The organism is Methylobacterium radiodurans, from assembly GCF_003173735.1.
Lineage (GTDB): Bacteria > Pseudomonadota > Alphaproteobacteria > Rhizobiales > Beijerinckiaceae > Methylobacterium > Methylobacterium radiodurans.
This window is the reverse complement of sequence record NZ_CP029551.1, coordinates 1,718,274-1,744,394: the sequence shown is the minus strand read 5'-3', so window position 1 is coordinate 1,744,394 and position 26,121 is coordinate 1,718,274. Positions and strand designations below refer to the sequence as shown.

Genomic DNA, 26,121 nt, shown 5'->3' with positions numbered 1-26,121 from the left:
TCTCAATCAGCTCGGTCCAAAGCCAGCCGGTCACGTCATGGCACCCGGTGCTCGCGCTTTTGCTTCGTATTCGTCTTTGGCTTGGTCCAGGCGCCCGCCTCTAAGTCAAAGTGCGCCCACTGCGCACTCAGCACCTCCATGCGGCGGGCTCCAGTGAAAAGGAGCAAACGGATGGCCGATGCGACGTTCTGATTGGCGTATCCGTCGAGCGCGTCAGCGAGACGCCCAAGCTCGATCCGGCTCAGGTATCGTGAGCGGGAATTCTCGGGGTTTCGATCGATGCCCTTCACAGGGTTATCCGTTCGGTAGCCCCACTTTACGGCGAGGCTGAACATCTTGCTCAGAAGAGCAACGACCCTGTTCGCTCGAAAGGGTGCACGCTTTGAAATGTCCCGGTGTAGCGTCTCAACATCCGAGTGACGCAGCAAAGCGACCTTCGTCGTGCCGAGCTTCGGCTTGATGATCTTTTCGATGGCGGACAGATCGTCTCGCTGAGAGGCCGGGCGTTTCTTTGGCAGATGGCGCAATATGTAGAGGTCGCAAAGCTCGGCGATGTTTGGGCTGGCCCGCTCTTCATCCCTCGCGGTCATGGGATCGTGCCCCATGTCGATTTTGCGCTTTAACGCCTCGGCTTCTTTCCGAGCGGCGGTGGCCGACCATTCCGGGTAGGAGCCGATTGTGAGGCGGCGCTCGCGACCAGCGGAGCGATAGTTGAGGATGAACGCGCGGGCTCCCCCTGCCGTCAGCCGCAGGCCGAACCCTTTCAGATCGGCATCATAGACAATCCGCGAACCCGTCTCAGGCCGGGGTGCTGACTTGACGAAGGTCTCAGTTATCCGTTGCACCATGCAACCCGCCGCCTTCGTGTCCGCACTGTGTCCGCACTGTGTCCGCACTGTGTCCGCACATCTGCGGACTTCGACCAAGCGTCAGCGTACACGAATGTCAGCCAATGGCAACATTAACCTCCTGCTTCGAAACGCGTTTTTCGCCCAACCTACTGACCTTTCTAGCGATTGGAGCAAGCTTCGCCACGTACTCTTCAGCGGGTCCTAGGTTCGAACCCTAGTGCGCCCACCAAAACTTCCAAGATCATCTCAGCGTTCGGGACAGTACGGTCACACGCCGTCCCCGGCTGATCCCGTGACCGCATCATCCGACGATCCGCCGCGCCGGCCCGGTTCCGTGCTACGGTGTCGCGTGCCGGCTTCCCCATTTGGGCCAGCGCGCGCCTTGCTGGCGAAGGCCTGCCGCGGAGTGGGGCTCGGCGGAGGGAACCACCGCGCGATGATCAGCGCCTTCGACCTGTTCAAGATCGGGATCGGCCCGTCCAGCTCGCACACGATCGGCCCGATGGTCGCCGCGCGCCGTTTCCGCGAGCGGGTCGCGGCCCGGCCCACGGGCACGGTCGTGCGGGTGGACGCGGAGATCTACGGCTCGCTCGCCTGGACCGGGCGCGGCCACGGCACGGACACGGCGATCTTCCTCGGGCTGCTCGGGCACGACCCGGCGACCGTCGATCCGGACCGTGTCCCGGACTATGTCCGGGCACTCGCTGAGACCGGCGACGTCGGCCTGCCCGGGATCGCCTTCGATCCCGAGCACGACCTCGTCTTCAACTTTACCGAGATCCTGGCGCGCCACACCAACGGCATGCGCTTCCGCGCGCACGGCGCCGCCGGCGCGCTGGTCGACGAGATGGTCTGCTACTCGGTCGGCGGCGGCTTCGTGGAGGAGGCGGGCGCCGCCGAGGAGGCCGGGATCGAGGCTGTCGCGGTGCCCCATCCCTTCGAGAGCGGGGCCGACCTGCTGCGGATCTGCGCCGGGACCGGCCTGACGATCGCGCAGGTCCAGATGGCCAACGAACGCGCGCTTCGGTCCGAGGCGGAGATCGACGCCGGGCTCGATGCCATCCGCGACGCGATGCTCGCCTGCATCGCGCGGGGCCTGCGCATGGAGGGCGAGCTGCCCGGCGGCCTGAAGGTGCGCCGCCGGGCGCGCCGCCTGCACGAGGCCCTGGAGGCGGCCCGGCGCGGCGCCAACGACCGGCCCGCCCACGAGATCATGGACTGGATCAGCCTGTTCGCGCTGGCGGTCAACGAGGAGAACGCCTCGGGCGGGCGTGTCGTCACCGCGCCGACCAACGGGGCCGCCGGCATCGTGCCGGCGGTGCTGCGCTACGGCGTCGACTTCTGCCCCGGCTGGTCGGAGGCGCACGGGCGCGCCTACCTTCTGACGGCCACCGCGGTCGGCGGGCTGATCAAGCGCCGCGCCTCGATCTCCGGCGCCGAGGTCGGCTGCCAGGGCGAGGTCGGCTCGGCGGCCGCCATGGCGGCGGCAGGGCTCGCCGCGGTGCTGGGCGGGGACGCCCGCCAGGTCGAGAACGCCGCCGAGATCGCGATGGAACACCATCTCGGCATGACCTGCGACCCGATCGGCGGGCTGGTGCAGATCCCCTGCATCGAGCGCAACGCCTTCGGGGCCAACAAGGCGGTCGCCGCCGCCTCCCTGGCGCTGCGGGGCGACGGCGTCCACTTCGTCACCCTCGACGAGGTCATCGAGACGATGCGCCAAACCGGCCACGACATGCAGGCGAAGTACAAGGAAACCTCGCTCGGCGGCCTCGCCGTCAACGTCGCGGCCTGCTGAGGCGGATTCCGGCCGCGCCCTCAGGCGGCCGGCGTGCCCGCGGGTGCCGTGTCCGGCAGCGCGAAGGCGACGGGCTCGTGGCCCGCCGCGCGCAGGACGTCGAGCAGGTCGCCCGGGACGAGGTTGAGGGTGCGCGTGCTCACCAGCGGGTGCACGTTCACCAGGGTCTGCGCCAGCAGGCTGTCCTGGATGAAGACCCGCACGCTGCCCGGCGCGGCGTTGAGAGCGGCCAGCGGCGAGACGGCGCCGCCCGCGACGCCGAGCTGCTCGTGCAGCGCCTCGGCACTCGCGAAGGACAGGCCGCCGCGGGCACCGAGCACGGACCGGAACGCCTTGAGATCGACCCGCGCGTCGTGGCGGAGCGTGACGAGGAAGTACGTCCGCTTCCCGTCGCGGAGAAACAGGTTCTTAGTGTGGGCGCCCGCGATGTCGCCGCAGGCCGCCAGCATCGCCTCGACGGTCGGGACCGGCGGGTGCTCGTAGAGCCTGTAGGTGATGCCGCGGGCTTGCAGCCGGGCCAGCAGGTCGTCGGAACTCAGGGGCATGGATCGTCTCGCGGGTGGATCGCGACGCCGTCCGGAGGACAGGCCACGATCTCGGTGCTGAGCCTGTACCCGCGGTGGGAGCCGGAACGAAGTTTCCTCCATGCCGCGGCGCGAGAGGTCGTTTTCACCCGACATCTCGGATCTTTGGAATGTCGGGCCAGGATCGTTCGCTCTAGCATGGCATAAGTATCGATCCTCGCTCTACAGGTCCGCTCGTCTCCAGATCGGGCGATGTGCACGATCGGGCGCGCCCGGATCGATGCGCCCTGCCGACAGGCCGGCTCCGCCGAGCCGCCAGACCTACGAGTTCCACAGATGCGTGTTCCAAGACTGATCGCCGTCGCCGCCCTGGTGCTCGGCGGGTTCGCCGCGCGGGCGGAGAGCCTGACGGTCGGCGTGGTGCCGGGCGCCTACGCGGATGCGGTCAACGTCGCGGCGCAGGAGGCCAAGGCGAAGGGCCTCGACGTGAAGGTGGTCGAGTTCAGCGACTGGACGACGCCCAACGTCGCGCTCGACGCCGGCGACATCGACGTGAACTTCTTCCAGCACCGCCCCTTCATGGAGAATACCGAGAAGCAGAAGGGCTACGATTTCGAGATCGTCGGCGCCGGGATCCTGCAGAATCTCGGCCTCTACTCCCTGAAGCACAAGAGCCTCGACCAGATCCCGGTCGGCGGGCGCGTCGCGATCGCCAACGATCCGGTGAACCAGGGCCGCGGCCTGCTGCTGCTCCAGAAGGCAGGGCTGATCAAACTGAAGGACGGCGTCGGCTTCCTCGGCACCCTCGACGACATCACCGAAAACCCGAAAAAGCTGAAATTCACCGAGGTCGAGGGTCCGCAGCTCGTGCGCGTCACCGGCGACGTCGACCTCGCGCAGGGCTACCCGCACTTCATCGTCGCGGCCAAGGCCTTCGATCCGAAGAGCGGCCTGATCTATTCCGGTATCGAGGACAAGCTCTTCGCGGTGAGCTTCGTCACCAAGGCCAAGCGCAAGGACGACCCGACGATCGCCAAGTTCGTCGCGCTCTTTCAAGGATCGGATGCGGTGAAGGCGCAGATCCACAGGTCCTTCGCCGACAGCGACAAGCTCTACCTGCTGGCGTGGCTCAACTGATGCCCGGCCTCGCCTTCGACAGTCTCCGCGACGCCGGCGCCTGGATCGCCCGCAGCGGTCCGGCCGCCCGTCACACGACGATCGATCGGGCTGCCGGTGAGGACATCCGCCCGGCCGCCGGCACCGTGCGGTTCGAGGGGGTCTCGAAGATCTACCATGCCGCCTCGGGTGCGGTACGGGCGCTGGATGGCATCGACCTCGCGATCCCCGCTGGCGCGATCTTCGGCATCATCGGCCGCTCGGGGGCCGGCAAGTCGAGCCTGCTGCGCACCGTGAACCGGCTGGAGCAGCCGAGCGCCGGCCGGGTGCTGATCGACGGTGAGCCGATCGGGGCGCTGGACGCGGCCGGGCTCGTGGCGCTGCGGCGGCGCATCGGCATGATCTTCCAGCACTTCAACCTGCTCTCGGCCAAGACCGTGCGGCAGAACGTGGCGTTGCCGCTCGCCGTGGCCGGGGTGCCGCGCGCCGAGATCGGGCGGCGGGTGGAGGAGGCCCTGCGCCTCGTCGGGCTGGAGGACAAGGCGGAGGCCTATCCCTCGCGCCTCTCGGGCGGGCAGAAGCAGCGGGTCGGCATCGCCCGCGCGCTCGTCAGCCGTCCGGAGATCCTGCTCTGCGACGAGGCGACCTCGGCGCTGGACCCCGAGACGACGCTCCAGATCCTCTCCCTGCTCCGCGACATCAACCGCCGCCTCGGGATCACCATCGTGCTGATCACCCACGAGATGAGCGTGATCCGCGAGATCTGCACCGACGTGGTGGTGCTGGACCAGGGCCGCGCCGTCGAGACCGGGCCGGTCTGGCGCGTCTTCGGGGCCCCGGAGCATCCGGCGACCCGCGCGCTCCTCGAACCGCTGACCCGCGGCCTGCCCGAGGACCTCGCGGCCCGGCTGCGCCCGGCGCCCGCGCCGGGGGCGCAGGCCCTGCTGCGGATCACCTGCGCGGGCGAGGCCCCCGACCTCTCGGCGCTGACGGCGGCCGCGGGCGCGCCGGTGCGCCTGCTCCAGGCCGGCATCGAGCGGATCCAGGGCCGCGCGGTCGGCCGGATGCTGGTCTGCGTCGCGGGCACCGAGCCGGCGGAGCGCCTCGCCGCGCTCGACGGGATCACGATCGAGAGGATCGGCTATGTCGCCGCAGATGATTGACCGCCTCTCCCAAGCCTGCCTCGACACGCTCTTCATGGTTGGCGTCTCGGCGGGCATCGCCGTGCTGGCGGGGCTCCCGCTCGCGCTCTTCCTCGTCACCTCGGGGCCGGGCGGCATCTTCCCGGCGCCGCGGGCGAACCGGGTGGTCGGAACCCTCGTCAACGGCTTCCGGGCGGTGCCCTTCATCGTGCTGCTGGTGGCGCTGATCCCGTTCACCCGGCTCGTCGCCGGCACCACGATCGGCGTCTGGGCGGCGATCGTGCCGCTCTCGGTCAGCGCTACGCCGTTCTTCGCCCGGATCGCCGAGGTATCGTTGCGCGAGGTCGATGCGGGGCTGATCGAGGCTGCGCAGTCGATCGGCTGCCGCCGCCGCCACATCCTCCTCCACGTCCTGCTGCCCGAGGCGCTGCCGGGCATCCTCGGCGGGCTCACCATCACCGTCGTCTCGATGATCGGCGCCTCCGCCATGGCGGGCGCGGTCGGCGCCGGCGGGCTCGGCGATGTCGCCATCCGCTACGGCTACCAGCGCTTCGACACCACCGTGATGCTGGCGGTGATCGCGATCCTGATCGCGCTCGTCTGCCTCGTGCAGTTCGCGGGCGACAGCGCCGTGCGGCGCCTGCGCGCCCGCTGACGAACGGCGCGCACCCGCTTGCTCTCCAGGGGACCGATGACGAAGCAGATCCTCCTCAACGCGTTCAACATGGCTTGCATCGGCCACATCAACCACGGGCTCTGGACCCATCCGCGCGACCGCTCGACCGCCTACAACACGCTCGCCTACTGGACCGACCAGGCGAAGCTCCTGGAGCGCGGCCTGTTCGACGGGCTGTTCATCGCCGACATCATCGGCGTCTACGACATCTACGGCGGGGACATCGACGTGACCGCGCGCGAGGCCGTGCAGCTGCCCGTCAACGACCCGACCGTGCTGGTCTCCGCCATGGCGGCGGTGACGGAGCACCTGGGCTTCGGCATCACCGTCAACGTGCACACCGAGGCGCCCTCGACCTTCGCCCGGCGCTTCTCGACCCTCGACCACCTGACGGGCGGCCGCATCGGCTGGAACATCGTGACCGGCTATCTCGAGAGTGCCCATCGCGGCCAGGGCAGCGGCGCGCTTCCCACCCACGACCGGCGCTACGACTACGCCGAGGAGTATCTGGAGGTGCTCTACCGGCTCTGGGAGGGGAGCTGGGACGACGCGGCGGTGCGGCGCGATCCCGCCGCCCGCGTCTTCGCCGACCCCACCCGCATCCGCCCGGTCGCGCATCGCGGGGAGTTCTTCGAGGTCGCGGGCTACCATCTCTGCGAGCCCTCTCCCCAGCGCACGCCGGTGCTCTACCAGGCCGGCGCCTCGGGCCGCGGCCGGGCGTTCGCGGGCCGCCACGCCGAGTGCGTGTTCATCTCCGCACGCGACCGCGCGAGCGCCCGCGAGGCCGCCCGCGCCGTGCGGGCCGAGGCCGCGGCGGCCGGCCGGAACCCCGAGGACGTGAAGGTCTTCGTCGGCATCGCGATCATCCCGGGGCGGACGAAGGCGGAGGCCGAGGACAAGCGCGCCGAGTACCTGCGCTACGCCAGCCCCGAGGCGGGGCTGGCGCACTTCTCCGCCTCGACCGGCATCGACTTCGCCGCCTACGGCCTCGACGACCCGATCCCCTACGCGCCCGGCAATGCCATCCAGTCCGCGACCTCCGCGGCGGCCAAGCGCGGTCTGACCAAACGCGACCTGCTCGCCGAACTCGGGCTCGGCGGGCGCTACGCCGTGCTCACGGGGGACGCCGCCACGGTCGCCGACGAATTGCAGGCCTGGATCGAGGAGGGCGAGATCGACGGGTTCAACCTCAGCCGCATCGTCGTGCCGGAGAGCTTCGAGGACTTCATCGCCCTCGTGATCCCGGAGCTTCAGGACCGCGGGCTCTACAAGACCGCCTACGCGGAGGGCTCGCTGCGCCAAAAGCTCTTCGCTGCGGGGGACCGCCTGCCGGCTCGCCACGCTGCCAGCGCCTTCCGCTCCGGTGCCGCCCCGGCGGCCTGACGAACACGCCCAGGAAAGCCCCCACCAGGACAACCCATGGCCTACGACGTCTTCTGGTTCCTGCCGACCTCCGGCGATACGCGCTATCTCGGCACGTCCGACTCCGGCCGGGCGCCCAGCAACGCCTATATCCGGCAGATCGCCGAGACCGCGGACCGGCTCGGCTACGACGGGTTGCTGATTCCCACCGGCGCCTCCTGCACCGATCCCTGGGTCACCGCCGCGAGCCTCGTCACCGTCACCCGGCGCATCAAGCTCCTGGTGGCCCTGCGCACCTCGATCACCGGCCCGACGCTCGGCGCGCGGCAGGCCGCGGCGCTGGACGAGGCGCTGGGCGGGCGGCTCCTCCTCAACGTGGTGGTGGGGGGCGATGCCACCGAACTCGCCGCCGACGGCGCCTTCTACGACCACGCCGAGCGCTACGCCGCGGCCGACGAGTACCTCACCGTCTGGAAGCGGCTGATGGCGGGCGAGACGGTCGATTTCGAGGGGCGTCACGTCCGCGTCCAGGGCGCGCGGAACTTCCACCCCGCCGTGCAGACGCCCTGGCCGCCACTCTATTTCGGCGGCTCCTCGCCCGCCGCCCACGACCTCGCGGCCCGGCACGTCGACGCCTACCTGACCTGGGGCGAGCCGCCTGAGGCGGTAGGGGAGAAGATCGCCGACGTCCGCGCCCGGGCGGCGCGCGAGGGTCGCAGCGTGCGCTTCGGCGTGCGCCTCCACGTCATCGTGCGCGAGACGGAGGACGAGGCCTGGGCCGCGGCCGACCGCCTGATCAGCCGGCTGACCGACGAGGACATCGCCCGCGCCCAGGCCAACTACGCCCGCATGGACTCGGTCGGGCAGGCCCGGATGGCGGCGCTGCATGGGGGGCGCCGCGACCGGCTCGTGGTGGCGCCGAATCTCTGGGCCGGCGTCGGGCTGGTGCGCGGCGGCGCGGGCACGGCGCTGGTCGGCTCGCCCGAGCAGGTGGTGCAGCGGCTCAACGACTACGCGGCGCTCGGCGTCGACACCTTCGTGCTCTCCGGCTACCCGCACCTGGAGGAGTCGATCCGCTTCGCCGAACTCGCCTTCCCGCTGATCGCCGGCAAGGTGCCCGTGACGCTGCACGACTCCGCCCAGACCGGCGGCGCCTTCGACATCCGCGCCACCCGGCGCTGAGCCGCGGTACCGTTCTGTCAGGGCTCCGGCCGGCTCCCGAGCGCTTCCCCGGGGCCGGGAACCCGTTTATCGGCCGATCTGCGGGAGGTGGGCGATGATGCGGATCGCTGCACTGTTCTTCGGCCTCGGCCTGCTCGTGGCGACGGCCGTGTGGTTCTTCTACCTCGTCCCCCTGGGATGCGCGATGAACACGACCGGCTGCGGCGAACGGTTCACCGTATGGAGCGGCACGGGCCTGGTCCACTTCTGGACCCCGCTCCTCGTCGCGCGGTCGGCCATGGCATACGGCGCGGGGCGGTCCTGAGCAGTCTCTGCGGCCCCGGCTACCGTGCGGGGCGGCCCTAGAGCCATTCCCGATCACGTTGCAATCGGGACGGCTCTAAGTCCTTGTTTTGACGTGCTCTCTTGCGCCGAACCGGCGTCCACTTCGGCGGAGAGCGCTCTAGCGCATCGTCAGCCCGAGCCGCCGCCAGCCGATGACCACGCCGGAGGCCGAGATCAGCAGGCCGCCGAGCAGCAGGACGATCAGGAGGAGATCCCAGGCCGGCCGATGCCGGAGGAGCGGCCCGAAATCGAAGCTGTGGGGGGCGTTGAACAGCCAGCGGTAGACGCGGTTCGAGCGGTCGGTCCGGTTCAGGATCTCGCCGGTCGCCGGGTCGATGTGGAACCACGTCGCGGCCGCATCCGCGAAGCGGACGCGCAGCACCGGCAGCACCCGCGCGTCGCGGTGATGGCCGTACCAGTAGAGATCCTCGGAGACGAGCCGCTCGACGATCGGTGCCGCGGCCCCGGGCACGAGCCGGGCCGCGGCTGAGGCGATCCGCGCCGGGTCCGGCGCCGCCCCGCAGCAGGGGATCACCCGCCCGTCCGCGCAGGCGAGGAGCATCTGCGCCTGCCCGTCGAGGCGGGCGAGGCGCGCTTCCCGCGCATCCGGGCAGGCTGCGGCCAGGGCCGCGCGGTCGATGTTCGGCCACGGCTCCGCGGGTCCGGCGTAGCGCTCGAGCGCCGCGCGGTCCGGCTCGCGCGGCGAGAACCAGCGGTTGGGGTTCATCGAGATCCAGCCGCTCGCGACGAAGGTGACGAGCGTCGTGCCGGCCACGAGGCCGCCGATATGGTGCCACGCCATCCAGCCCCGGTAGGGCGTGACCCGGCTCCGGGCGTAGCGCCGCCGCAGGCGCACCCGCATCACGCCGACGACGAGGCCGGTAACGGCCCCGACGATCCCGATCCCGGAGAGCCAGAGCACCACGTCGCGCCAGAGATCGACCTGCGCCCGCAGCGGCGTGAAGTAGATCCAGTGCGGCACCGCGCCGAACCAGTTCCAGAACCGCTCGTGCCCGGTGGCGTCCAGCGCGATCTCGCCCGTCGCGGCCGAGACGTACAGGTGGGTGTCGGCCGCGTCTCCCAGCGCCACGCGGTGGAAGGGGCGCAGCGGGTCGAAGCGCTGCGGCACTGTCCACTGATCGCGCTCGACGAGGCCGAGATCGGTCACGGTGGCGGCGGCCGGGTGGTGGCGCGCAGCCGCCAGGGCCTGCTCGGCCGGGACGGCCTCGATCGCGCGTCCATCGAGGGCCGAGAGCGTGCGGCGCGGGCCCTCCCAGGGCGTCAGGCGCCAGACCGGCTCGTCCGCCAGCATCGCGAGGTCGAGGCGGCGCACCGCCGCACGTGCCAGGCTGGCCCGGTCCAGGGCCGCCTTGGGCTCGATCGCCACGCGGTCCCAGGCGATCGGCGAGAGCGCCGCGCGGCGCTCGGCGTCGCTCAGATGCGGGAAGCCCACATACATCATCACCACGCCGGAGACGAACCAGGTGGCGAAGAGCAGGCCGGTGAGGATGCCGAGCCAGCGATGGCCGAGGTAGAGCCACCGCCGCAGGCGCTTTCCGAGCGCGCTCATGTCGGGCGTTTACGATCGGCGGGCCGTCCGCGCGCGGGAGCCCTCCCCGTGGGGAGGGCTCGCCGGGTCACGCCGCCATCGCCATCTCGACGCCGGTCTCCTCCGCCTCGGCGGCCATGAACTGGGCCCGGGCGAGTTCGGCGAAGCGGCCGCCCTCGGCCACCAGCTCGTCGAAGGTGCCGGCCTCGACGATCCTGCCCTCGTGGAAGACCAGGATGCGGTCGGCGTTGCGGATCGTGGCGAGGCGGTGGGCGATCACGAAGGTGGTGCGGCCCTCCATCACGGTCTCCAGCGCGCCCTGGAGCTTGCGCTCGGTGGCGGCGTCCAGCGCCGAGGTCGCCTCGTCGAGGATCAGGATCGGCGGGTTCTTCAGCAGAGCCCGGGCGATCGAGAGGCGCTGGCGCTCGCCGCCCGACAGCGAGCGGCCGCGCTCGCCGATGATCGTGTCGAGCCCGTCGGGCTGGCGCGCCATGAAGGCGGAAGCCTGGGCCCGCTCCAGGGCGTCGAGCATCTCGGCGTCAGTCGCCTCGGGGCAGCCGACCTGCAGGTTCTCGCGGATCGAGCGGGCGAAGAGCATCGGCTCCTGGAAGACCACGCCGATGTTGTGCCGGAGCGAGGCGAGACCGATGTCGCGGATGTCGAGCCCGTCGATCCGGATCGCGCCGGCCGCCGGGTCGAAGCTGCGGTGCAGGAGGCCGAGCGTGGTCGACTTGCCCGAACCCGTGGTGCCGACGAGCGCCACCGTCTCGCCGGCGCGCGCCGAGAACGAGACCCCGTCGAGCGCCTTGCGGCGACCGTCGTAGGAGAACTCAACGCCCTCGAAGCTGACCTCGCCCTCGAAGCGGGCGACCTGCTTCGCGTGCGGCCGGTCGCGCACCGCCGGAACCGTATCGAAGATTGCGAAGAACTCGGCGATCTTCGGGGCCTGCTGGAAAACGCCGTTGACGAAGCCGACCACGTGGTCGAGGCGCGCCACGAGGGCGGTCGCGAGCCCCATGAAGGCCACGACCTCGCCGACCGTCGTGGTGCCGGCCTGGTACAGGAAGATGCCGGTGACGAAGATCGCCGTCATGGTGATGGTGGCGGAGGCGCGCGTGGCGACGTTGGCCAGCGCCCACCAGGACAGGACCGGGATCTGCGCGGCGAGCAGATTCTGGATGATGTCGCGCATCGCCTCCTTCTCCGCCTTGGCGCGGGTGAAGGACTGGATGACCGCGACGTTGCCGAGCGCGTCAGAGGCGTGGGCGGCCAGACCCGAATTGTAGGCCTCGACGCGGCCCTGCAGCGTCTCGGTGCGGCGCATCACGAACGTGGTGAGCGCGGTGAACACCATCACCAGCACCACCAGGATGAGGCCGAGCTTCCAGTTCACGAACAGCGTCATCGGCAGGAGCACGCCGAGCGAGATCAGCGCCGCGAGGTGGTCGCGGAAGAAGCCGAGCCAGAAGCTGTTCATGCCGTTCGTGCCCTCCAGCATCGCCTTGAGGACGGTGCCGGAATGGTTCGAGGCGTGGAAGGCGAGCGGCAGGTCGAGCACGTGCTCGAAGTAGCGCGCCATGGTGCCGAGGCGGTTGCGGTGCGCCAGTCGGTCGGCGTGGAGGGCGATCGCGACGCCCGCCGCGATGGTGAAGAAGCCGAAGCCGACCCAGGCGAGGATCAGGGGCAGCATCGTGCCCATGGCGTCGCCGCCGCGCTTCAGGTGGGTGAGCTGGTCGATGATGCGGCCCATCAGCAGCGGCTCGGCGAAGGCCGCCACCGCCAGCGTCACATTCGCGCCGGCCAGCGCCCACGCCAGCCTGCGGTCGGTGCCGAGCAGTCCCAGCACCCGCGCGTAGAGACGAACCAGCGACATGCGAACTCCGATGCTCCCCTCGGTGGCGGGCAGGGCCCGCCGACCGCTCCCAGGGTCCGCGCGCCGCTCTCTCGGCGGGCCGTGGCACCTCGGCATGGGAGGCTTATGAGGCCTCCCGGCTGAACGGCGCATGACGGCCGAGTTCAGGGCCCGGCTCTTTACGGTTCGTTCAGCACGATTTGCTACCGCTCGGGAGGCGCGTGCCGCAAGCGCCGCGGCGCCGCGCCCTCCGATATTCCGCGCCGGGTCGTCACATCATGGATCTCGCAACCGGTATCGGGCTGCTCGGCGGCGTCGGCGTGGTGTTCACGCTGATCATGATCGACGGCGGCAACTTCGCCGCCTATTTCGACAAGCACGCGGTCATCGTGATCTTCGGCGGCGCCATAGCGGCGACCACCATCCGCTTCCCGTTCTCGACCATCGCCCACGGCCTGCCGATGGGCCTGCGCTACGCCTTCACCATGCGGGCGGTGAAGCCGCACGACCTGATCGAGGAGATCACCAAGATCGCCGAGACCGTGCGCAAGAGCGGCCCGATGGCGTTGGAGAACATGGACATCTCCGACCCGTTCCTTGCCCAGGGCGCGCGCTACATCGCCGACGGCTACGACCGCGAGTTCATCCGCGACACGATGGAGCGCGACCGCGACAACTTCCTGATGCATCTCGACGAGGGCTCGAAGATCTACCGGGCCTTCGGCGACTGCGCGCCGGCCTGGGGCATGATCGGCACCATCCTCGGCATGGTGACGATGTTCGCCAACATGTCGGACCCCTCCAAGCTCGGCCCCGCCATGGCGACCGCGCTGCTCGCCACCCTCTACGGCGCGCTGATCGCCAACCTCGCCGCCCTGCCGATCGCCGACAAGCTGCACGTGAAGCTGGAGGAGGAGGACGTCTCCCGCTCGCTTATCATCGACGGCATCCTGATGATCCGCGACCAGAAGAGCCCGACGCTGGTGCGCGAGATGCTGGTGGCCTACCTGCCGCACAACCACCGCGAGCCGCTCGAGGAGGCGGCGGCGTGACGATGGCCGGGGATCGGTAGCGGAGGGCCCGCACGGTGGCCAAGAAGAAGCGCGGCGGGGCCCATGGCGGCCACGGCTGGTTCGTCACCTTCGCCGACCTGATGGCGCTCCTGATGAGCTTCTTCGTGATGATTGCCGCGTACTCGACGCAGGATCAGAAGAAGATGCAGGCGGTGGCGGGCTCGATGCGCGACGCCTTCGGCGTCAACAAGGAATCGAAGTTCGCCGGCATCATCGAGTACAAGGGCCTGCCGGCCGCCGACCACGTCCGCTACCTGCGTGACATCCCTCCCGACCGCGCGACGGACCGCACCACCCCGCCGCGGCCGGATTCGGACGCATCCTACGGCGTGAACAGCGCGAGCGAGCCGGACAGCTTCGGGCTGGCCGCCGCCTCCCTGCGCCAGGCGCTGCAGGACCTGCCCGACATCTCCGAATTGTCGAAGCACGTCGTCGTCGCCAAGACCGAGCAGGGCCTCGACGTCTCGATCGTCGACCAGGACGGCCGCGCGATGTTTCCGGACGGGTCGAGCCGCCCGACCGAGCAGACCCGGCGCCTCCTGGAGAAGCTCGCTCCCCTGCTGCGCCAGATGCCGAACCGCATCGCGGTGACGGGCTTCACCGCGACCGACCGACCCGGCCGGCGCCCGCTCGCGCCGCCCTGGGAAATCTCGGCCGGCCGCGCGATCAGCACCCGCGAGATCCTGGCCGGCGCAGGCGTGCCCGACGACCGCTTCGCCTCGGTCTCGGGCAAGGCCGACACCGAGCCCCTGTTTCCCGACAATCCCTACCTCGCGGCCAACCGCCGGGTGACGGTGACGCTGCTGAAGGAGGCGCCGCCCGTGCCGGTCCGGGGCCTGCCGTAGCGGGCGACCACCGAAGGCGGCGCCCCCTCCCCATCGGCGCGCTTGGCCCGGCACCGCGCGCGCGGAGGAACAGTGCGCCCGCCGCGCGTCCGGCGCGGTGCCAAGGGCGGCGGATGCGGGTACTGGAAATCAGCCGGGTCGGCGTGTTCAAGGCGCCCGCACCGGAGCGGACGATGTGGCTGCGCTGGGGCGGGCCGCTGACCGCCTCCGAATCGCAGACGCCCGAGGCACTCGGCGCGCGCACCGCCGCCCGGGTCCTGCTGCGGCTCCTTCTGCGACGCTTCTATCTCGTCGTGGTGGCGGCCCTGCATCCGGGCCATACCGACCGGCAATCCCGCGCCAAGCTCCTCCTGAAGGCGGCCCTGCTCCCCGGAAGCCGCCGGCCGCGCCTGGTTGGGGCGCTCGGCCGTCTCGTGCTGGGGCGGACGCGCTGCGTCATCCTCGACATCAGCGACACCCGCGCGGCCTATTTCAAGCGCGAGTTGGAGCTGCCGCAGGCCGGGCGCGACCCGTGGCTGCGGCCGACCGGCCTGTTCATCCCCGAGGCAGCGCGCCGGCCCGCCGCCTTCATCAAGGACACCGACGTGTTCTTCGCCGGCTGGCTCTGCAACGCGGCCCGGCGCTGGGCGATGCAGGATCTCTGCGTGCTGCAGGCGGCCGGCTACCGGATCCACCTGCCGGACGATCCCCTGCCCTACCCCGCCTACCTGGAGGCGATCGCCCGCGCCTGGCTGGTGGTCTCGCCCGACGGTTTCGGCTGGGATTGCTACCGGCACTACGAGGCGGACTTTGCCAGCTTCGTCGCGCTGACCAGCCGGCCGGCCTACCCGCGCGCGCTGCCGCTGCGGCACGGGGTCCACTGCTTCCACTACGAGCCCGGACCCGGCGCACTGCTCGGCGCGATCCCGGCGCTGCTGGTGGACAAGCCCCGCCTGGAGCGGATGGCCGCGGCCGCACAGGCGCGCGTGCTGGCCCACCACACCCGCGCGCGGGTCGCCGAGCGGATCCTCGCCGAGAGCTTTCGCGATCGCTCGGGCACGATCCCGAAGCGGACTAGGGTGTCCGCGCGAGGTCCGCGAGCGCCCGCCTTGTCCCGGGATTGAGCCAGGCCGGCGGCACCGCCTCGGCGAGGTTGCGCGGGTCGCTGCCCGTGCCCTGGCCGGTTGCCCGCGCGAGTACGTCGCGCGCGCCGTCCATCGCCCGGACGACGCGCTCGGCCGCCTCCGGCGGCAGGTCCGCGCGGCCGAGGATCAGGCTCCAGGAGCCCACCGTGTCGATCGGCTCAGCCTGTCCCGGGAAGGTCCCGGCCGGCACGCGCATCCGGCGCAGCTCCGGCTGCTCGGCCACGAGCCGGGCGACCGCCTCGGGTGTAGGCGCGAGGAAGCGGGCGCCGCCCGGATCCCCGGCAAGCGCCATGAAACCCGGCCAGCGCAGGCCGCCGCCCCAGAGAGCGGCAACCTTTCCGGCGCGCACGAGGTCCGGCCCGTCGCCCGCCCGGGCCAGGAGGACGGGCTCGACATCCCGCTCGGGGTCAAGGCCCGAGGCCACGAGCACCGCCCGGCCCATGGCGGTCAGGCCCGAATCCCGCGTGCCGAGCGCGACGGGGCGCCCGCGCAGGTCCGCCACCTGCCGCACGGGGCTGCCGGGCGGGAGCACGAAGAGGCCGGGGGTCGGGTACATCGCGGCGATGACGCCGAGCCGCGGAGTGTCGCTGCCCGCGAGCGCCGGATAGGCGTAGGCCCCCTGCACCAGCGCGAGGTCGAGCGCGCCGCGGCGCAGGAGGTCGAGGTTCTCGACCGAGCCGCCGGTCGGGCGCGTCTCGATCACGAGGCCGGGATCGACCGTCCGCATGGCGCCGACCAGCGCCTCCGCGTAGGCCGGGAAACCGCCGCCGGGCGTCGCGGTGCCGAGGCTGAGGCGCAGTTCCCCGGCCCGGGCCGCGCCCGCGAGAAGGAGCAGCGTCAGCAGGAACCGCACCGCGCACCGCATCGTCCCCTCCCCCGGCTCGGCTGGCGACCCGCCCGGCTACTTGGACCGCTACTTGGACTGCTACTTGCCCGGCTACTTGGCCGTGAGCAACGCCCAGTAGACCTTGTATTTCGAGCCCGGCGCGAAGGCCGTGGCGATGCCCATCCGGGTCGCGGCTGGGTCCAGCATCACGGCGTTATGGGGCGGGCTGTCGCGCCAGCCCGAGAAGGCCTCGGCCAGCGTGTGGTATCCCGCCGACAGGTTGGCGTTGGCCTGGTCGTAGCCGAGGCGCGTGACCGCGGTCTTCACGGTCTGGGCCTTGCTCGGCCGGTCGGCCAGCGCCATCGCGGCGGCCTCAGCCTCGGCCAGGCGCTGCAATTCCGGGTCGATCACCAGGGGCTTCTCGCCGCGGTTGCGCCGGTAGGCCGAGATCATGTCCCGCGCCGCCGCCGCGTCCACCTGCGCGGCGGTGCTGGCGAGCGGCAGGTAGAGGGTCGGCACGGCCGCGACCGGCGCGCCGGTATCGCCCGCGCAGCCCCCGAGCAGCGCCGCGGCGCAGATGCCCCCGAATAGACCGATCCCCCGCACCCCTAGACCTCCCGACCCCGCCTACTCGGCCGCCTCGCGCTTGGCCGCGCCATCCTGGGCGGCATCCTTGCGCGGACCGCCCTGCCCGAACCGGCTCGCGATCTCCGACATCGCGGTCTGCATCCCGTCGAGGCCCTGCACCGTGACGAAGCTTGAGGGCGGACCGGCGATCGGGATGAATCCGGCCTCCGATAAGGTCTTGAAGACCGCAAAGTTCAAGTCGTTCGTCACCTTCAGGGAGAGCGAGACGTCGACGATCATCACGATCAGCTCGAAATCGAGGTTGGCGTCGCCGATCTTGCGGAACACCACCCGGGGCGCCGGGTCCTTCAGCACCTCGGGCAGCGCGGCGGCGGTCTCGATCATCAGCTCGGCCGCCCGCACCGGGTCGAGGGCGCGCGGGATGCTCACCGTGATCGAGGTGCGCCCGACCCGGTCGCCGCGCACCCGGTTCTTCACGATGCCCGAGATGAGGTTCGAGTTCGGCACGATCACGGCCGAGCGGTCGAAGGTCTGGATCTCGGTGGAGCGCACCGAGATGCGCTTCACGATGCCCTCGCTGTCGCCGATCAGAACCTGGTCGCCGACGCGGATCGGGCGCTCCCAGAGCAGCAGCAGGCCGGAGACGAAGTTGTTGACGATCGATTGCAGGCCGAAACCGATACCGACCGAGAGCGCGCCGGCCACGATCGTCAGCTTTTCCAGGCTGAGGCCCAGATACGAGAAGGCGATGGCGAGCGCGAGCAGGAAGCCGCAATAGCCCGACACCGTCGAGATCGAGTTGCGCAGGCCCGCGTCGAGGTCGGTCGCCGGCAGGTAGGTGTTCTCCAGCCAGCGCTGGATGCCCCGCGTGATCGCGACGCCCACCACCATGATGCCGATGGCGAAGGTGATGGTGGAGAGCGAGATCGTGACGTCGCCGACCTTGAAGCCGAAGAAGGCCGAGCGCACCGAGGAGACGATGTCGGTGGAATCGAGGCCCCAGGGCGCGAGCGCCAGCAGCGCGACCAGCAGGTAGAGCACCACCCGCGCCGCGCCGGTCGTCAGAACCGCGATCTGGTTGAGCGAGCGCTTGCGCAGGCCCGTATTGGCCTGGAGCGCGGTCGCGAAGCGGGTGTCGTCGGAGAGCGTGCCGCCCACGAACGAGTCGATGCTCTGCACCATGAGGTAGAGCAGGACGAGGAGGGAGGCGCTCCAGACGAGCTGGTCGATCAGGAAGCTCGCGAAGGCGACGTAGCCGCTGAGCGCCGCGCCGACGATCACGATCACCGACGCCCAGCCGAGCAGGCGGGCCGGGCCGCCGATGCCGGTCGTGGTCTTGGTCGGCACGTAGGGGCCGAAGCAGGCCTCCTCCTCCTCCTCGCGGTCGGCGAAGCGGTGCAGGCCGATCGCCAGCATGGCCGCCATGGCGAGCGCGCCGATGCCGCGGGTGGCGATCGAGATCGGGAGCGCCGCCGAGATGCCGGTGTTGAGCGCCTCGATCGCCTTGACCACGGTGATCACCGTGGCGATGCCGACCGCCAGCCGCTTCACGCGGGTGGCCGCCGCGTCGCTCACGGGGGCAGGCCGCCAAGCCGGCTTGTCGGGCGCGAGCAGGCCCTCGCACAGCGCCTCCACGAAGGCGATGAAGGCGAGCCCGCCGAGCACCGCGCCCGCGAAGGGCAGCAGGCGCGAGGGCAGGAGGTCGGTGGCGTCGAGCGCGTAGTAGATCGCGTAGCTGCCCGCCACCGCCGGCAGGGTGCCGACGAGGATCACCCGCCAGGCGCCCAGCAGGGTCTCGCGCCGGGTCGGATCGGTGCGGGCGGCATCCCGCCGCCCGAGCCGCGGCGCGATGTTGCGGCGCCCGAGATAGAGCGCCGCCGAGATGCCGAAGGCGAGGCCGAGCAGCAGCAGGTTCCAGATCGTGCCGTTGCGCGAGAAGAGGAGGCCGATATCGGAGAGCGCGCTCTGGAGCGAGCGGGTGTCGCGCGGGATGTCGGCGGCGACGCGGGTCCACAGGTTCGGGCTCAGCAGCGACAGCGAGCGCTCGAACAGCCCCTTGGTGAAGGAGGCGCGGCGCTTGTTCGAGACCCGGTCGATGATCTGGTCGCCCTGGACGAGCGTCGCGCGGGCGAGGCGCTGGAACTCGTCGATGCGCGCCACCGCCGCCTCGCGCTCGGCCCGCTCCTCCACGACTTCGGGGCTCTCGGGCGCGTCCTTGGGCTTGGGACCGAGCTGGTTGAGGCGCTCGCGCGCGGAGACGAGCGGCGCGTCGATCTGAGAGACGAGCGTGCGCATCTCGTCGACGATCGGCGCGACGGATTCGCGGATCGCAGCGAGTTCGGTGGCCGAGACGTCGGTCTTGCCGAGCTCCTTCTCGCGCCGGTCCAGCACGTCCTTGGCCTCATCGAGCTTGGCCTTGACCTGTTTGGCCTGCTCGGACAGCTCGGGCGCCGGCTTGGGCTTCGGGGCCGGCTCGGCGGCGGGCGCGGGCTGCTGGGCCGCGGGCGTCTGCTGGGCCGCCGGTGGCTGGGCCGCGGGCGCTTGCTGAGCCGCGGGCGCTTGCTGGGCCGCGGGCGGCTGGGCGAGCGCCGCGGGGATGGCGATGAGGGCCGCTAGCAGCGTCAGAAGGGCTATGCGCGGTCCGCGGCGCGTCTCGGACGGGCCGCGCGGGGGCAGGCCTCGGCTCGGGGGGCGGCTCGGACGTCGGCTCATCAGCATCCTTCCGGGGCATCCTTCTGCGGAGCAGGCCGATCGCCACGGGCGGCGCGGCCGGCGGGGACATCGGCGGTGTGCGGGGGCGCGGCGCCCTCCCCGGCGCCGCCTCGCGGGCGCGACTCGGCACCCGGAACTTTGGGCCCGCCTCAGCGGCGGACCGGCGCCTGTCATAGTGCGAAAGGCGGCGGATGCCCACCCGGGGCGGCGCGGCCGGTTCGGCCTTGCCCGTCAGGATCGAGAATGCGCTCGCCTGTGGGTGCGTCCCCAGGTTTCGCGAACGCGGCTTCACAACCCTGTCACCGTGATATTAGACTAAGCACCGATGGACAGGGCCTTTTCGTCACCACGCGAAGGGGCGCGGCCGGGCGGCGAGCCGCCGGCGCCCCGCCAAGCGGCGGTCGTATCCGCCCCCTCGGGTGCCCTCGGGCGCCCGCCGGCCCTTCCTATACCCCAATGTCCGCGGCTCTCCCGCACGGCGGCGGCGCGTGCCTGTCACGCGCACGTCAGAGTGGGCCGCGACACATCCGATCCCGTCGTTCCCCGCCCGGAGGCTGCGCGCCGCATCTGGCCCGCGCAACGCGCTGCCGGGCCACCGTTCGAAGCGTGGTGCCGATGATGGACCTGCAGACCCTCGTGCTGAACGCGGATTACCGGCCGCTCTCCTACAATCCGCTCTCGCTCTGGTCCTGGAAGGACGCCTTCACCGCCCTGTTCCTCGACCGGGTGACCCTGGTGGCGAGCTACGACGTCGAGGCGCGCTCGCCGAGCCGCGCGCTGCGGGTGCCGAGCGTCGTCGCCCTCAAGAACTACGTCACGCTGGCGCGCAGCCCCGCCTTCACGCGCTACAACATCTACCTGCGCGACGGCTTCAGCTGTCAGTATTGCGGCCTGCGCCTGCCGTCAGGCGGCCTGACCTTCGACCACGTGGTGCCCCGCTCCCGCGGCGGCCTGTCGAGCTGGGAGAACGTCGTCGCGGCCTGCAGTCCCTGCAACCTGCGCAAGGCGAACCGCACCCCGGACGAGGCCGCGATGCCGCTCCTCAACGAGCCCCGGCGCCCGACCCGGTACGAGCTGCACCACCGCCAGCCCGAATTCGACCACCGGCAGTACCATCACACCTGGCTCGACTACCTGTACTGGGACAGCGAGCTGGAGAGCTGACGCGCCTTACCAGGAGGGCGGGCGAGCCGGGGGCTCGTTGTACATCGGCAGGTTGTTGTTGCGCGGCAGGTAGCCGCTGACGATTGCGGGCGGCGGTCCGTAACGGAGCCCGGGCGGCGGAGGGGGACGGCGGCACGGCGCGGGCGCGCAGGGGCGCGGCGGAACCCCGTAGCCCTCGGCCAGGACCGGCCGAGGCGCGGTGAGCAACGCGACGCCGAGGGCGAGAGTGCCGAGCGTCGGGCAGATTGTGTGACGAGCGTTCATCGCGCGGCTCCGCAGGTTCAGAACTTCACCGCGAGCGCGCTGCGGACGGTGTTCACGTTCATCAGGTGGTCGCCGAACTTGCTGAACAGGATGTACTGGTACTCGGCCCGCAGGAAGATGTTCGAAGTGATGGCGTAGTCGATGCCGGCACCCAGTGCCGCGCCGACCGCGAACTTCTCCTTCAGGGAGGCGGTCGACTGGTAGCCGCTGCCGCCTACGGGAACCGAGGTGGGTGTCGGAATCGCGCTGTACTCCAAGCTGGTCACATCGACGGCGTTGCCGATGACCGCACGGCCGACAGCTAGACCGCCTGTCACGAACGGCAGGAGAGGACCGAAGGCGTAGCCCAGACGTGCGCGCACGGTGCCGTATTCGACGAGCGATGCACGCGACAAGGTATGTGCGGCCACAGAGTAGTAACGCCCAGTCGATCCCTGCATGTAGCGGGACACCGCATCCTCAGAATACGCCTTCTGGTTGATACTGGTGTAATCACCTTCCAAGCCGAAGACGACATCTCCGTACTGCACATTGTAGCCGCCGAATGCGCCGTAGGAGAGACCACTTCGACGCTTGTCGTTCAGCTTGTTCCAGGTTGAGACGCCGAACTCCTTCTCGACCAGCGTCTGCCGGAGGATATGGGCAATCTCTGTCCGGCCCGCGTTCTTGAAGCCGAAATTCGTGGTGCTCCAGCCCACATGGCCGCCGGCATAGACGCCGCTCCAGTCGATCAGCTGCGTGGTCACGATGGCCGGCTCGTCGTATTCGGCGCCGCGCAGGTAATCGTATCCGAGGTCCGCGGCTCGTGCATCGACGGCCGTCAGGCCAAGGAACGCCAGCATTGCCAGGGATCGGTTACGCATCGCAGTGATCCTCGGGGCGGTCGAACCGCCGGGATACGGAACAATGCAAACAGATCTAAGACGGTAACCTTAACCTTCCGTTGCGGAGACCCGGAGCAAGCGAGGGCTCACTGTTCCGGAGCCGGACAGCGTCCGCGCGTGGCACCCTCCCGTCGAAACGAGCCGCGCGCCTACTCGTCCTCGCCGAAGCGGTTGGCGAGCAGCGCCTCGATGGCATCGAGACAGGCCTCGGCATCCGCGCCGACGGCGGTGACCGCGACCGAGGTGCCCTGGGCGGCGCCGAGCGTCAGCAGGCCCATGATCGAGCGCCCGCCCACCGTCTCGCCGGCCCGGGTCACCGTCACGGCGGCGCCGAAGCGCTCCACCGTCTGCACGAACTTGGCCGAGGCCCGGGCGTGCAGACCGCGCCGGTTGATGATCGGCAGCGTGCGCAGGAACCCGCCCTCCGGCACCGGCGGGTTGTCGTCCGTCTCGTAGAGGTCGTCGATCGGCACGGGGCGCTCTCGGTTCCGCGCGGGCGACGGCTCGGGACCGTCCTGATCCGTGCCTAGCCGTTTCGGAGAGAGGACGGAAGTCCGGATCGGCCGGCCCGAATCACGGACGCGTCACGCATCGCCACGTCGGCGTCATTTCCCGGCGAGCACCCGGGAGGCGACGTTGATGTACTTGCGGCCCGCCTCCTGGGCATGGAGCACCGCGTCGCCGAGTGATTCCTCCTCGCGCACGCTGGCGAGCTTGATCAGCATCGGCAGGTTGATCCCGGCGACCACCTCGACGGTTCCGCCGTTCATGCACGAGAGCGCGAGGTTCGAGGGTGTGCCCCCGAACATGTCGGTGAGCACCACCACGCCGGTGCCGGTATCGACCCGGCAGACTGCCGACATGATGTCCCGACGGCGCAGCTCCATGTCGTCGTCGGGGCCGATCGTGATGGTCTCGATCTGCTTCTGCGGGCCGACCACGTGCTCGAGCGCGGCCTTGAACTCGGTCGCGAGCAAACCGTGGGTGACGAGCACCATGCCAATCATCGACGCACGTTCCGACGTCCTGTGAACCGAGCCGCCATGTTGTGCATCGCACACCCCTGACACAAGGCAGTCGCGACGTTTTGCTCAAAACAGCGTCATCATCATGCCACGACCGTCACGAACGCGCTACGCCCCCCGCTCTAAAGCGCGCGCTCGGTCGCGCTGTGCGGCTGCGAAGCAACGCCCGGACGCCCCGCCGCGCCTGCGAAGAGCGCCGCAAGTACCAGCACGGGGGCGAGACCCGAATCACGCAAGTCCCGGTCCACGACGAGCCGCGGCAGGTCGAGGCCGAGGATGCGGGCCGGCTCGGGCCCCGCCTCCGGCAGGCGTGGGCCGGCGGGGACGAGATCGACCACGAGCCGCGGCACGCAGGCCGGCAGCGCCTCGTGGCCGAGATCGGCGACCGCGAGGATGCCGAGGCCCCGCACCTCGATCAGCCCCGCAAGGCGCGGGTGCGCGCGGCCGACGAGGCGATCGTGATGCCGCTCCAGCCGCACGCGGTCGTCGGCAACGAGGGCGGCGAAGCGCCCCGAGAGCCCGGCCCGGTCGAGCAGCGCCAGCGCGAGGCTCGACTTGCCGGCGCCCGCTTCGCCCCGGATCAGCACGCCCGCCTCGCCCAGGACCACGCAGGCGGCGTGGAGGGTGAGGCGCGCGGCCGTCACCGGCTCAGGCGGCGAGCTGCCGGGGCGCGGCCGGCAGGCGCACGATGAAGCGGGCGCCGCGCACGGTCGGCTCGCCGTCCTCGTTGGCCGGGCCGGGGCGGTTCTCCGCCCGGATGGTACCGCGATGCGCCTGCACGATCTGGCGCGAGATCGAGAGGCCGAGACCCGAATTCTGGCCGAAGCCCTGCTCCGGGCGGTCCGTGTAGAAGCGCTCGAAGATCCGCTCCAGGGCGTGCTCGGGGATGCCCGGCCCCTCGTCCTCGCAGATCATCTCGACCTCGCCGCGCACCCGCCGGAGCGCCACCCGGACCTTGGCGTCGGAGGGCGAGAACGAGCGGGCGTTGTCGATCAGGTTGTTGACCACCTGCCCCAGGCGGCTGTCGTGGCCGATGATGGCGAAGGGGGTCTCGTCGCCGCCCGGCGGCTTCTCGATGTCGAGCTGGATCAGGCAATCCTTCGGGCGCCGCCGCTCGTTGGCGACCGAGATCACGGTGGTCAGGAGCTTGCGCATGTCGACCCGCCGCGCCTCGGCCCGCGCCAGCTCCGCGTCGAGGCGCGAGGCGTCGGCGATGTCGCTGATCAGGCGGTCGAGCCGCTTCACGTCGTGCTGGATGATCGCCATCAGCCGCGAGCGCGAATCGTCGGTCTTCGCCAGCGGCAGGGTCTCGACGGCGCTGCGCAGCGAGGTCAGCGGGTTCTTCAGTTCGTGGCTGACGTCGGCGGCAAAACTCTCGATCGCGTCGATGCGCCGGTAGAGCGCCTGGGTCATGTCGCGAAGCGCGCCCGAGAGGTGGCCGATCTCGTCGGTGCGGTCGGTGAAATCGGGGATCTCCTCGCGGGTCTTGATGCCCATCCGCACCTTCTCGGCGGCCTCGGCGAGGCGCCGCACCGGCCCCGCGATGGCGCCGGCGAGCAGGATCGAGAGCACCACCATCACCAAGGCGGCCACGATGAAGACCTGGAACAGGCCGAAGCGCTCGGAGGCGATGACGCGGTCGATCGCGTCGCCCTGCGTCGAGATCAGGAGCGCGCCGCGGACCTGGCCGCCCTTGTGGATCGGCACCGCGACCGAGACCGTGGTCTCGCCGACCGCGTTGCGGCGGACCAGCGAGCCGCGGGCGCCGGAGAGCGCCGTCTGGACCTCGCGCAGGGAGTGGCCGTTGGCGGGTCCCACCTCCTCGGCTGCCTTCCGGCGCCCGCCAAGCAGGGACGACAGCTGGGCGTGGACCCAGGATACCGCCCGCTCCAGCACGTTCGGCTGGTGCTGGGGCACCGGATCGCCTCGCCCCTCGCGGCTGAACAGCGAGCGGGTGTCGAAGAGGAGGCCGCCCTCGCGGTCGTAGACCCGGGCCCGGTTGCCGGTGGGCGTGACGAGGCGGGAGAGGAGCGGCGCGACCCGCTCGGGATTCAGCGAGAAGGCGAGCGGGGCGGATTCCTCCTCGGGCGCCTCGCCAGCCTGATCCTGCAGCAGCTTGTCCGGATCGACCCGGATCGTGTCCGTGTCGACGGAAGCCGAGGAAGCGATGGCGCTCGCGATGATCTCGCCCTGGATCGCGAGGCTCTGGACGCGCGCCTGGATCAGCCCCTGGCGGAACTGGTTCAGGTAGAGGAAGCCGACGAGCAGCGCGATCAGCCCGACGAGGTTGAGCACGACGATGCGGCGCGTCAGGCTGGAGGCCGCGCGCTGGCCGATCCCGTCCCAGAGGGCGCGCGGCCAGCCGAAGGGCGTGGGCAGCGGCCGGCCGAGAAGGGAGCGGCGCGGAGCGGAATCTTCGGAGGTTGCGGGCGGCACGGCTCGGGACGTCTTCGGACTTCGGGGGGATCGTCTCGGGAGCCCGCGCCTCAGCCTTCCTTGAAGCGGTAGCCGACCCCGTACAGAGTCTCGATCATGTCGAAGTTCGTGTCCGTCACCTTGAACTTCTTGCGCAGCCGCTTGATGTGGCTGTCGATGGTGCGGTCGTCCACGTAGACCTGATCGTCGTAGGCCGCGTCCATCAGGGCGTTGCGGCTCTTCACGACGCCGGGGCGGTGGGCCAGGGCCTGCAGGATCAGGAACTCGGTCACGGTCAGCGTCACCGGCTCGCCCTTCCAGGTGCAGGTGTGGCGCTCCGGGTCCATCATCAGGGCGCCGCGCTCCAGGGAGCGGGCGGCGGCATCCGCCTCGCGGGGCGGCGCGCCCGGGCCGTCCTTCGGGGCGAAGCGGCGCAGCACGGCCTTCACGCGCTCGACCAGCAGGCGCTGCGAGAACGGCTTATGGATGAAGTCGTCCGCGCCCATCTTCAGGCCGAACAGCTCGTCGATCTCCTCGTCCTTGGACGTCAGAAAGATCACCGGAAGGTCCGATTTCTGCCGCAGGCGCCTGAGAAGCTCCATCCCGTCCATGCGCGGCATCTTGATGTCGAAGATGGCCAGATCCGGCGGCGAGTGCCGCAGCCCGTCGAGCGCCGAGGCGCCGTCCGTGTAGGTCTGGATCCGGTATCCTTCGGTCTCCAGGGCGATCGACACGGAGGTGAGGATGTTGCGGTCGTCGTCGACGAGGGCGATGGTCGGCATGCGCGTTCCCTGACTGAAACGGCGGCGGCAGGGCTCAGGGCAA

25 protein-coding genes are annotated in these 26,121 nt (G+C 70.8%); 11 read left to right on the top strand and 14 right to left on the bottom strand.

Features of this window, described 5'->3' with window-relative positions; translation table 11 throughout:
- Positions 1 to 35: 35 nt before the first annotated feature.
- Entirely contained in the window at positions 36 to 848 is an 813-nt protein-coding gene (locus tag DK427_RS07910) for a tyrosine-type recombinase/integrase (RefSeq protein WP_109950790.1), read from the bottom strand.
- Between the two features lie 439 nt (positions 849 to 1,287).
- Here DK427_RS07910 and DK427_RS07905 point away from each other — a divergent pair, with 439 nt between their 5' ends.
- A complete protein-coding gene (locus tag DK427_RS07905; RefSeq protein WP_109950789.1) occupies positions 1,288 to 2,649 on the top strand; it encodes an L-serine ammonia-lyase in 1,362 nt (453 codons plus the stop codon).
- A gap of 20 nt (positions 2,650 to 2,669) precedes the next feature.
- Here the strand turns inward: DK427_RS07905 and DK427_RS07900 are convergent, their stop codons facing one another.
- Positions 2,670 to 3,194 carry a prolyl-tRNA synthetase associated domain-containing protein gene (locus DK427_RS07900; RefSeq protein WP_109950788.1) on the bottom strand — a complete coding sequence of 175 codons (525 nt, stop codon included), beginning with the start codon at positions 3,192 to 3,194 and terminating at the stop codon, positions 2,670 to 2,672.
- Between the two features lie 315 nt (positions 3,195 to 3,509).
- Between DK427_RS07900 and DK427_RS07895 the strand changes: the two genes are divergently transcribed.
- The 6 genes from DK427_RS07895 to DK427_RS07870 all read left to right on the top strand — a co-directional run bounded on the left by DK427_RS07895 (position 3,510) and on the right by DK427_RS07870 (position 8,955).
- Positions 3,510 to 4,310 carry a MetQ/NlpA family ABC transporter substrate-binding protein gene (locus DK427_RS07895; protein WP_109950787.1) on the top strand — a complete coding sequence of 267 codons (801 nt, stop codon included), beginning with the start codon at positions 3,510 to 3,512 and terminating at the stop codon, positions 4,308 to 4,310.
- A complete protein-coding gene (locus DK427_RS07890; RefSeq protein ID WP_109950786.1) occupies positions 4,310 to 5,452 on the top strand; it encodes a methionine ABC transporter ATP-binding protein in 1,143 nt (380 codons plus the stop codon). Before DK427_RS07895 ends, DK427_RS07890 begins: the two co-directional genes overlap by 1 nt.
- The gene (locus DK427_RS07885; protein ID WP_109950785.1) at positions 5,433 to 6,086 is read left to right on the top strand and encodes a methionine ABC transporter permease; all 654 of its coding nucleotides are present in this window, start codon (positions 5,433 to 5,435) and stop codon (positions 6,084 to 6,086) included. The genes DK427_RS07890 and DK427_RS07885 overlap by 20 nt, the downstream gene beginning before the upstream one ends.
- Positions 6,087 to 6,122: 36 nt before the next feature.
- Positions 6,123 to 7,490 carry an LLM class flavin-dependent oxidoreductase gene (locus DK427_RS07880; protein WP_109950784.1) on the top strand — a complete coding sequence of 456 codons (1,368 nt, stop codon included), beginning with the start codon at positions 6,123 to 6,125 and terminating at the stop codon, positions 7,488 to 7,490.
- Positions 7,491 to 7,526: 36 nt separating this feature from the next.
- The gene (gene ssuD / locus DK427_RS07875; protein ID WP_109950783.1) at positions 7,527 to 8,651 is read left to right on the top strand and encodes an FMNH2-dependent alkanesulfonate monooxygenase; all 1,125 of its coding nucleotides are present in this window, start codon (positions 7,527 to 7,529) and stop codon (positions 8,649 to 8,651) included.
- Positions 8,652 to 8,745: 94 nt separating this feature from the next.
- Positions 8,746 to 8,955, top strand: coding sequence for a hypothetical protein (locus tag DK427_RS07870; RefSeq protein ID WP_245930836.1), 210 nt, complete (start codon positions 8,746 to 8,748; stop codon positions 8,953 to 8,955).
- Positions 8,956 to 9,093: 138 nt separating this feature from the next.
- On the opposite strand, the gene DK427_RS07865 is transcribed toward DK427_RS07870, so the two are convergent.
- Positions 9,094 to 10,545, bottom strand: coding sequence for a PepSY domain-containing protein (locus DK427_RS07865; protein WP_109950782.1), 1,452 nt, complete (start codon positions 10,543 to 10,545; stop codon positions 9,094 to 9,096).
- A gap of 67 nt (positions 10,546 to 10,612) precedes the next feature.
- Positions 10,613 to 12,397, bottom strand: a complete 1,785-nt coding sequence (locus tag DK427_RS07860; RefSeq protein ID WP_109950781.1) for a glucan ABC transporter ATP-binding protein/ permease — start codon at positions 12,395 to 12,397, stop codon at positions 10,613 to 10,615.
- A 257-nt stretch (positions 12,398 to 12,654) separates the two neighbouring features.
- Here DK427_RS07860 and DK427_RS07855 point away from each other — a divergent pair, with 257 nt between their 5' ends.
- From DK427_RS07855 to DK427_RS07845, 3 genes are all read left to right on the top strand, one after another.
- Positions 12,655 to 13,428, top strand: coding sequence for a motility protein A (locus DK427_RS07855; RefSeq protein ID WP_109950780.1), 774 nt, complete (start codon positions 12,655 to 12,657; stop codon positions 13,426 to 13,428).
- A gap of 35 nt (positions 13,429 to 13,463) precedes the next feature.
- Entirely contained in the window at positions 13,464 to 14,294 is an 831-nt protein-coding gene (locus DK427_RS07850) for an OmpA/MotB family protein (RefSeq protein WP_109950779.1), read from the top strand.
- Positions 14,295 to 14,407: 113 nt separating this feature from the next.
- Complete coding sequence (locus tag DK427_RS07845) at positions 14,408 to 15,397, top strand: glycosyltransferase family protein (RefSeq protein WP_162559722.1); 990 nt, start codon at positions 14,408 to 14,410, stop codon at positions 15,395 to 15,397.
- Here DK427_RS07845 and DK427_RS07840 read toward each other — a convergent pair.
- The 3 genes from DK427_RS07840 to DK427_RS07830 all read right to left on the bottom strand — a co-directional run bounded on the left by DK427_RS07840 (position 15,348) and on the right by DK427_RS07830 (position 19,544).
- On the bottom strand, positions 15,348 to 16,283 hold the full coding sequence (locus DK427_RS07840; RefSeq protein ID WP_109950777.1) for a TAXI family TRAP transporter solute-binding subunit: 936 nt from the start codon (positions 16,281 to 16,283) through the stop codon (positions 15,348 to 15,350). The two genes, DK427_RS07845 and DK427_RS07840, sit on opposite strands and share 50 nt — an antisense overlap.
- 72 nt (positions 16,284 to 16,355) lie before the next feature.
- On the bottom strand, positions 16,356 to 16,850 hold the full coding sequence (locus DK427_RS07835) for a CAP domain-containing protein (RefSeq protein WP_109950776.1): 495 nt from the start codon (positions 16,848 to 16,850) through the stop codon (positions 16,356 to 16,358).
- 21 nt (positions 16,851 to 16,871) lie between these two features.
- Positions 16,872 to 19,544, bottom strand: a complete 2,673-nt coding sequence (locus DK427_RS07830) for a DUF3772 domain-containing protein (protein ID WP_109954060.1) — start codon at positions 19,542 to 19,544, stop codon at positions 16,872 to 16,874.
- Between the two features lie 615 nt (positions 19,545 to 20,159).
- Here DK427_RS07830 and DK427_RS07825 point away from each other — a divergent pair.
- Positions 20,160 to 20,708, top strand: a complete 549-nt coding sequence (locus tag DK427_RS07825; protein WP_109950775.1) for an HNH endonuclease — start codon at positions 20,160 to 20,162, stop codon at positions 20,706 to 20,708.
- A gap of 6 nt (positions 20,709 to 20,714) precedes the next feature.
- Here the strand turns inward: DK427_RS07825 and DK427_RS07820 are convergent, their stop codons facing one another.
- The 7 genes from DK427_RS07820 to DK427_RS07790 all read right to left on the bottom strand — a co-directional run bounded on the left by DK427_RS07820 (position 20,715) and on the right by DK427_RS07790 (position 26,078).
- Entirely contained in the window at positions 20,715 to 20,972 is a 258-nt protein-coding gene (locus DK427_RS07820; protein ID WP_109950774.1) for a hypothetical protein, read from the bottom strand.
- A gap of 17 nt (positions 20,973 to 20,989) precedes the next feature.
- On the bottom strand, positions 20,990 to 21,835 hold the full coding sequence (locus tag DK427_RS07815; protein WP_109950773.1) for an outer membrane protein: 846 nt from the start codon (positions 21,833 to 21,835) through the stop codon (positions 20,990 to 20,992).
- Positions 21,836 to 22,005: 170 nt separating this feature from the next.
- Positions 22,006 to 22,323, bottom strand: a complete 318-nt coding sequence (locus DK427_RS07810; protein ID WP_109954059.1) for an HPr family phosphocarrier protein — start codon at positions 22,321 to 22,323, stop codon at positions 22,006 to 22,008.
- A 138-nt stretch (positions 22,324 to 22,461) separates the two neighbouring features.
- Positions 22,462 to 22,863: a PTS sugar transporter subunit IIA gene (locus DK427_RS07805; RefSeq protein ID WP_109950772.1), complete on the bottom strand. Its 402-nt coding sequence runs from the start codon at positions 22,861 to 22,863 to the stop codon at positions 22,462 to 22,464.
- Between the two features lie 140 nt (positions 22,864 to 23,003).
- Positions 23,004 to 23,525: an HPr kinase/phosphorylase gene (locus DK427_RS07800; RefSeq protein WP_109950771.1), complete on the bottom strand. Its 522-nt coding sequence runs from the start codon at positions 23,523 to 23,525 to the stop codon at positions 23,004 to 23,006.
- Positions 23,526 to 23,529: 4 nt separating this feature from the next.
- Positions 23,530 to 25,317 (bottom strand): sensor histidine kinase, encoded by a 1,788-nt coding sequence (locus DK427_RS07795; protein ID WP_109950770.1) that lies wholly within the window; start codon positions 25,315 to 25,317, stop codon positions 23,530 to 23,532.
- A gap of 50 nt (positions 25,318 to 25,367) precedes the next feature.
- Positions 25,368 to 26,078, bottom strand: a complete 711-nt coding sequence (locus DK427_RS07790) for a response regulator transcription factor (protein WP_066925139.1) — start codon at positions 26,076 to 26,078, stop codon at positions 25,368 to 25,370.
- Between the last annotated feature and the right edge of the window lie 43 nt (positions 26,079 to 26,121).

Coding starts and splice junctions, on each gene's coding strand:
- DK427_RS07845 (WP_162559722.1), top strand. CDS start 14,408: ATGCGGGTACTGGAAATCAGCCGGGTCGGCGTGTTCAAGGCGCCCGCA.
- DK427_RS07825 (WP_109950775.1), top strand. CDS start 20,160: ATGATGGACCTGCAGACCCTCGTGCTGAACGCGGATTACCGGCCGCTC.
- DK427_RS07855 (WP_109950780.1), top strand. CDS start 12,655: ATGGATCTCGCAACCGGTATCGGGCTGCTCGGCGGCGTCGGCGTGGTG.
- DK427_RS07860 (WP_109950781.1), bottom strand. CDS start 12,397: ATGTCGCTGGTTCGTCTCTACGCGCGGGTGCTGGGACTGCTCGGCACC.
- DK427_RS07905 (WP_109950789.1), top strand. CDS start 1,288: ATGATCAGCGCCTTCGACCTGTTCAAGATCGGGATCGGCCCGTCCAGC.
- DK427_RS07815 (WP_109950773.1), bottom strand. CDS start 21,835: ATGCGTAACCGATCCCTGGCAATGCTGGCGTTCCTTGGCCTGACGGCC.
- ssuD (WP_109950783.1), top strand. CDS start 7,527: ATGGCCTACGACGTCTTCTGGTTCCTGCCGACCTCCGGCGATACGCGC.
- DK427_RS07830 (WP_109954060.1), bottom strand. CDS start 19,544: ATGAGCCGACGTCCGAGCCGCCCCCCGAGCCGAGGCCTGCCCCCGCGC.
- DK427_RS07895 (WP_109950787.1), top strand. CDS start 3,510: ATGCGTGTTCCAAGACTGATCGCCGTCGCCGCCCTGGTGCTCGGCGGG.
- DK427_RS07880 (WP_109950784.1), top strand. CDS start 6,123: ATGACGAAGCAGATCCTCCTCAACGCGTTCAACATGGCTTGCATCGGC.
- DK427_RS07900 (WP_109950788.1), bottom strand. CDS start 3,194: ATGCCCCTGAGTTCCGACGACCTGCTGGCCCGGCTGCAAGCCCGCGGC.
- DK427_RS07890 (WP_109950786.1), top strand. CDS start 4,310: ATGCCCGGCCTCGCCTTCGACAGTCTCCGCGACGCCGGCGCCTGGATC.
- DK427_RS07790 (WP_066925139.1), bottom strand. CDS start 26,078: ATGCCGACCATCGCCCTCGTCGACGACGACCGCAACATCCTCACCTCC.
- DK427_RS07870 (WP_245930836.1), top strand. CDS start 8,746: ATGATGCGGATCGCTGCACTGTTCTTCGGCCTCGGCCTGCTCGTGGCG.
- DK427_RS07910 (WP_109950790.1), bottom strand. CDS start 848: ATGGTGCAACGGATAACTGAGACCTTCGTCAAGTCAGCACCCCGGCCT.
- DK427_RS07805 (WP_109950772.1), bottom strand. CDS start 22,863: ATGATTGGCATGGTGCTCGTCACCCACGGTTTGCTCGCGACCGAGTTC.
- DK427_RS07820 (WP_109950774.1), bottom strand. CDS start 20,972: ATGAACGCTCGTCACACAATCTGCCCGACGCTCGGCACTCTCGCCCTC.
- DK427_RS07840 (WP_109950777.1), bottom strand. CDS start 16,283: ATGCGGTGCGCGGTGCGGTTCCTGCTGACGCTGCTCCTTCTCGCGGGC.
- DK427_RS07885 (WP_109950785.1), top strand. CDS start 5,433: ATGTCGCCGCAGATGATTGACCGCCTCTCCCAAGCCTGCCTCGACACG.
- DK427_RS07865 (WP_109950782.1), bottom strand. CDS start 10,545: ATGAGCGCGCTCGGAAAGCGCCTGCGGCGGTGGCTCTACCTCGGCCAT.